Consider the following 5216-nt stretch of genomic DNA (forward strand, 5'->3'; position numbering starts at 1 on the left):
CGATAAGCTGTCAGGGGACTGTTGCGGATGTCTAGACAGCTAAAATTTAACAACAGAGGCTAGTTCATCATTGCTAAACAGCGTTGCAATCAATTCCAGCTTAGCACGCGCCAAAATTATCATGGTTTCTTTTTCAAAGTTTTCACATGAGGATAATTGAGAATCTTTTCGTCTGCGGTCAACAATGAGCAGTCGTAACTTCTCGCAGTAGCAACAATTATTTGATCGGCTGGATCGCGATGAAAACTACCGGGTAACTGCGTTGAATCCAAGGCAATACGCCATGTAAGGTCTAGCAGGCAAATACCGGGGTACGCCAAAGCTTGCTCAAACCACTCTTCAATTGAACAAGGTAATCTTAGTCGGTTGTATTCCACCAACTTCGCAACTTCCCAGCAGGAAATGATGCTGATACCAAGACCATCAGCCTCATATTCATTTATCCATCCGAGATGATCTTCTGTTAATCGAGCATCGCTATGAATCCACCAAACCCAAATATGTGTGTCTAGAACTATCATTCCAAAACGCTCCAATCTTCCTCTGCAACAGGTGCGGTTGGATTGTCATAAAGTATAGGCGTACCCCGTAAAGGGTAAAGATTTTCTGTACTTAACTTTGCAATCCGTGCCAAAACGATTACCTCTACTGAATCGCCAGCATAGAAAGGTAAATCGTTGAGTGTGAGTGTTCCGTCCTGAGTTAGGGTAGCCTTGACGCGATGGGCGTTCATTGCTAGTGCCTCCATTAAGTTTTGTCAAGCATTATTATATGCCGATAACAGGTTGTCCATCTACTTGAATTTTATTGTAGTATATCGTAGTATAAATATTATTGCCGCACAAGTGGCAACTATCTTTTCATCGCTCTAGCAAGGAGCAAGTCTATGATTCCCCTCAAAAACATACGCAACATCGGAATTTCTGCTCACATCGATTCTGGTAAGACAACTTTATCGGAGCGCATCCTTTTCTACACTGGCAGAATCCACAAAATTGAGGAGGTGCGTGGCAACGGAGATGGTGCCACGATGGACTTTATGGAGCTAGAGCGTCAGAAGGGTATTACGATTACTTCTGCCGCTACAACTTGCATTTGGAACGATACCCAAATCAACTTGATCGATACTCCGGGTCACGTAGATTTCACCATAGAAGTTGAGCGTGCTTTGCGCGTTCTCGATGGTGCAATTATGGTGCTTTGTGCTGTTGCTGGCGTGCAGTCGCAGTCTATTACGGTAGACCGACAAATGAAACGCTATCGAGTACCGCGCATTGCTTTTATTAACAAAATGGATCGTTTGGGTGCAGATCCATTTCGCGTTGTCCAAGCGCTGAAAGATAAGCTGAATTTGAATGCTTTACTGCTTCAGTATCCCATTGGCAGCGAGGATAAGTTTGCTGGTGTCATCGATTTAATTGAGATGACGGCGAACTATTTTGAAGGAGAAAAAGGAGAAGATAGAGTTGTTCGACCTATTCCCGAAAACCTGCAAGCAGAAGCGACAATAGCTAGGGAAAAAATGCTCGATCGCCTTTCCATGTTTTCCGAACAAATGATGGCGAAACTGCTGATGGAGGAAGAAGTTCCTCAAGAGATGATTTGGGAAACGATTCGACAGGCAACATTAAGTCTTGAGCTAACACCCGTTTTGTTAGGTTCTGCCTTCAAAAACAAAGGCGTGCAGAATTTGCTGGATGCTGTAACTCTCTACTTGCCATCACCGATCGATCGGGAAGTAGTGAAAGCGTTTGATGTCAAAACAGAGGAAAAAATCAATGTTTACGCTGACAGAGATGGGCCTGTTGTGGCGCTAGCTTTCAAAATTGCCGATGACGAACAATCGGGACAATTAACTTACACGCGCATCTATTCCGGAACGCTGCGGAAGGGAGAACGCATCCGCAATACCCGCACGAACAAATCCATTTCTGTAGGACGGTTTGTGCGAATGCACGCCGACAAACGCGAAAATATCGAAGTTGCCGCAACGGGTGATATCGTAGCATTAGTTGGTGTTGATTGCGCTTCTGGCGATACCTTCTGTTCGGAAGGAATAAATGTTTCTTTAGAAGGGATGTTTGTTCCCGATCCGGTGATTACTTTGGCAGTTACGCCGAAGCACAAAGAAGATAGCGATCGCGTCTCGAAAGCACTCAACCGTTTTATGCGCGAAGATCCGACTTTCCGCGTCAGCATCGATGCGGAATCTAAGGAAACTTTGATTTCGGGAATGGGTGAATTGCACCTAGAAATCTACATCGAACGCATCAAGCGGGAATACAAAGCGGAAGTTTATGTTGGCGATCCGGCGGTAGCTTATCGCGAAACGATTTCGCAAACAGGAACTTTCGATTATTTACTGAGAAAGCAGACAGGTGGTTCCGGTCAATTCGCTCATGTAATTGGTAAAATCGAACCTTGCCAAGAAACATTTGCGTTCGAGAGTAAAGTCGTCGGCGGTGCAATTCCGAAAGAATTTATCCCCGCTTGCGAGAAAGGTTTCCGCGATGCAATTAACAGCGGACTTTTAATCGGTTATCCGGTAACTGGGGTAAAGGTAATTCTAGAACACGGTAGTTACCACAGGGAAGATTCTTCGGAATTAGCTTTTCGATCGGCTGCTCATTTTGCCTTTGAGCAAGCATTCCGAAAAGCTCATCCGATTATCCTCGAACCGATTATGCTGGTGGAAGTGGAAACACCAAACGAGTATCTCGGACGAGTGCAGGGAGATATTTCTTCTCGTCGCGGTTTGTTGTTAGGTTCGGAGACAATGCAAGGATATTCTGTTATCCGTGCAGAAGTTCCGCTGAAGGAAATGTTCGGTTATTCGACAGATTTGCGATCGAACACTTCCGGACAAGCTAGCTTCGCAATGGAGTTTGCAGAATATCGGCAAGTTCCAGCTAGTTTGCAACAGCAACTGGTTGCACATGGCGCGAGATGACCTCTCCCCCAACCTTTAAAAGAGCGAGGAGAGGGGAAAAAAGAAACCCGGTTTCTTGAAGAAACCGGGTTTCTGGACTCAACGATGCAATCCTGATGCAGAGGATAGTTATGGTACAAAAAAATACTCTGAAAGAACGTATTGAAAAGATTATAGGAGCGTGTCCTAATGCGGAAAATGATTATCTTGAAGCAACTGATTGGTTATACGATATAGATGCCGATAAAATAGATAAAATTATAGCTGATTTTGAAATCAAGTACGAAAATGTGTTAAAAGAATGTATTCAAATAATTGGCGATCCGACCTACAACGAAAAAACGAATCGATCGCTAATTGATGAATGGTATCCAGAAGCAATTAGAATCTCTTGCTGGGAAATGAGCGATCGGCTTTTTTATCTCTCTCTTGAACAGCACGATACTGAAACGCCTGTTAGTATTTTAATTGCTTGTAAGATACCCTAGTTCGTCAGTTTAGTAATTACTAATTATGGATATGGTTGAGAATAATTTAACGAGTTGGGATTTTATCAGCTATGACAAAATTCCTGAGACTCCAAAACAATGGAATCTCACGGAATCGAATTATCGAGCTTTTAAGAAAACCGATTGGGTGGTAACAGAAAAGATTCACGGCGCTAATTTTGCGATCGTCACCGATGGCGAGAATGTTCGCTTTGCCAAAAGGAAAGAATTTTTGCCGCCAAATGAAGATTTTTTTGGCTTTAAATCCCTGGAAAGTCAATTAGTCGATCGAGTTAAAGAAATTTTCAGGATTATCCAGGTAGAAAATTCGGAATCGGCGATCGTTTTTGTTTATGGTGAACTATTCGGTGGAGAATATCCTCACCCAGAAGTTTCTCCCGTTCCCAACGTGCAAGCAGTTCAAACTGGCATTTATTATTCCCCCAAAATTGAATACTGTGCTTTCGATATTGCTGTTGGAGAATTTGGCAATCCATCTGCACGCAATTACATGGATTATCATAAAGCAATTAAAATTTGCGATCGCGTAGGGATGATGTGCGCTCAACCGTTGTTTGTTGGCAAATACGAGTCAGCCATTACCTATAATATAGAATTCGATTCTACTATACCTGCCTTGTTAGGATTACCCAAGTTACGATCGCAAAACAAGGCAGAAGGTGTGGTGATTAAACCTATCCAATCAATTTATTTGCAAACTCCGAAAGGAATAATTCGACCGATACTGAAGAGAAAGATAGCAGAATTCGCCGAAGATAGCCGATTTCACCAAGCAAGAAAATGGAATCATCAGATAAACGCAACTACCAACCAAACGTTGAGTTTAGAAACTGAATTAGAGCAGGAAATACTGGCACTGATAACGGAAAACAGGTTGAATAATGCCATCTCAAAAATTGGTAGACTTGACGGACGCGAAATAAAAAATAAACAGATGCTTCTGCAATCGTTTATAAATGATGTCCTGGAAAGCTTCAATGAAGATTATGCAGACATTTTCAACACTATTAACGACCGAGAAAAACAAAAAATCATAGAAAAATTAAATCGAGAGGCGCAAAGATTGGTTGATAATTACTTTCGTAAATAAGCAAATGCGGCTTGTCCATCAGGGGAAAAGGAAATCTCTGCTTTCGATACGGTTTATTGTTGAGCTTGTAGAGCGTGCCAGGATACCTAGTTAAGCGTGTAAAAATACTGACAAAGAAATATTTTGTGATTCAACAAATTGGCGATCGCTCACTATTAGCGTCATCAAATAAACGTTATTAAACTTTACTTGAACATCATCGCCGTTGCGTACCGGATTATCTTACTGTAATTTGTAGAACGTTTATATACTCAAATCGACATCTCGTAATTTTACAGAGGTTAAAAATGTCAATTGTAAAGCGGTGTTTGGCAGAGTTTATAGGCACGTTTTGGCTGGTTTTTGGTGGTTGTGGTAGCGCCGTGCTAGCAGCAACCTTTGTAGCAGATGCGGCAAAAATAAGTCCCGAAATATCATTTCCGTTAGGTATTGGATTAGTTGGCGTTTCCCTAGCATTTGGTTTGACAGTGCTGACGATGGCTTGTGCGATCGGTCACATCTCTGGCTGCCACCTAAATCCGGCTGTTTCCTTGGGATTGTGGGCAGGTAAACGCTTTCCCACTAACGATTTATTCCCCTACATTGGAGCGCAAGTGTTTGGAGCGATACTTGGTGCGGCGATTCTGTACGCGATCGCAACTGGCAAACCAGGATTTGACATCGGCGGATTTGCATCTAATGGCTATGG

6 protein-coding genes are annotated in these 5216 nt (G+C 42.7%); 4 read left to right on the forward strand and 2 right to left on the reverse strand.

The features are described from left to right. Positions 1-119: 119 nt before the first annotated feature. Positions 120-521, reverse strand: a complete 402-nt coding sequence (locus tag H6S82_RS17190; RefSeq protein WP_190464309.1) for a type II toxin-antitoxin system VapC family toxin — start codon at positions 519-521, stop codon at positions 120-122. Then, positions 518-733: a hypothetical protein gene (locus H6S82_RS17195; protein ID WP_190464310.1), complete on the reverse strand. Its 216-nt coding sequence runs from the start codon at positions 731-733 to the stop codon at positions 518-520. Before H6S82_RS17195 ends, H6S82_RS17190 begins: the two co-directional genes overlap by 4 nt. A 153-nt stretch (positions 734-886) precedes the next feature. Here H6S82_RS17195 and fusA point away from each other — a divergent pair, with 153 nt between their 5' ends. The 4 genes from fusA to H6S82_RS17215 form a co-directional block, all read left to right on the forward strand. Further along, positions 887-2950: an elongation factor G gene (gene fusA / locus H6S82_RS17200; protein WP_190464311.1), complete on the forward strand. Its 2064-nt coding sequence runs from the start codon at positions 887-889 to the stop codon at positions 2948-2950. Positions 2951-3060: 110 nt separating this feature from the next. Next, positions 3061-3417: a hypothetical protein gene (locus H6S82_RS17205; protein WP_190464312.1), complete on the forward strand. Its 357-nt coding sequence runs from the start codon at positions 3061-3063 to the stop codon at positions 3415-3417. 25 nt (positions 3418-3442) lie between these two features. Beyond that, complete coding sequence (locus tag H6S82_RS17210) at positions 3443-4528, forward strand: RNA ligase family protein (RefSeq protein WP_242056989.1); 1086 nt, start codon at positions 3443-3445, stop codon at positions 4526-4528. A gap of 287 nt (positions 4529-4815) precedes the next feature. After that, the coding region (locus H6S82_RS17215; RefSeq protein WP_191056464.1) for an aquaporin at positions 4816-5216 on the forward strand (401 nt) is incomplete at its 3' end.

This window comes from Planktothrix sp. FACHB-1355 (assembly GCF_014748295.1).
In the GTDB taxonomy this organism is placed as follows: Bacteria; Cyanobacteriota; Cyanobacteriia; order Cyanobacteriales; family Aerosakkonemataceae; genus Aerosakkonema; species Aerosakkonema funiforme_A.

Bases quoted from the DNA above. Each gene is read 5' to 3' on its own strand.
- H6S82_RS17190 (WP_190464309.1), bottom strand. From the start codon at position 521: ATGATAGTTCTAGACACACATATTTGGGTTTGGTGGATTCATAGCGAT.
- H6S82_RS17195 (WP_190464310.1), bottom strand. From the start codon at position 733: ATGAACGCCCATCGCGTCAAGGCTACCCTAACTCAGGACGGAACACTC.
- fusA (WP_190464311.1), top strand. From the start codon at position 887: ATGATTCCCCTCAAAAACATACGCAACATCGGAATTTCTGCTCACATC.
- H6S82_RS17205 (WP_190464312.1), top strand. From the start codon at position 3,061: ATGGTACAAAAAAATACTCTGAAAGAACGTATTGAAAAGATTATAGGA.
- H6S82_RS17210 (WP_242056989.1), top strand. From the start codon at position 3,443: ATGGATATGGTTGAGAATAATTTAACGAGTTGGGATTTTATCAGCTAT.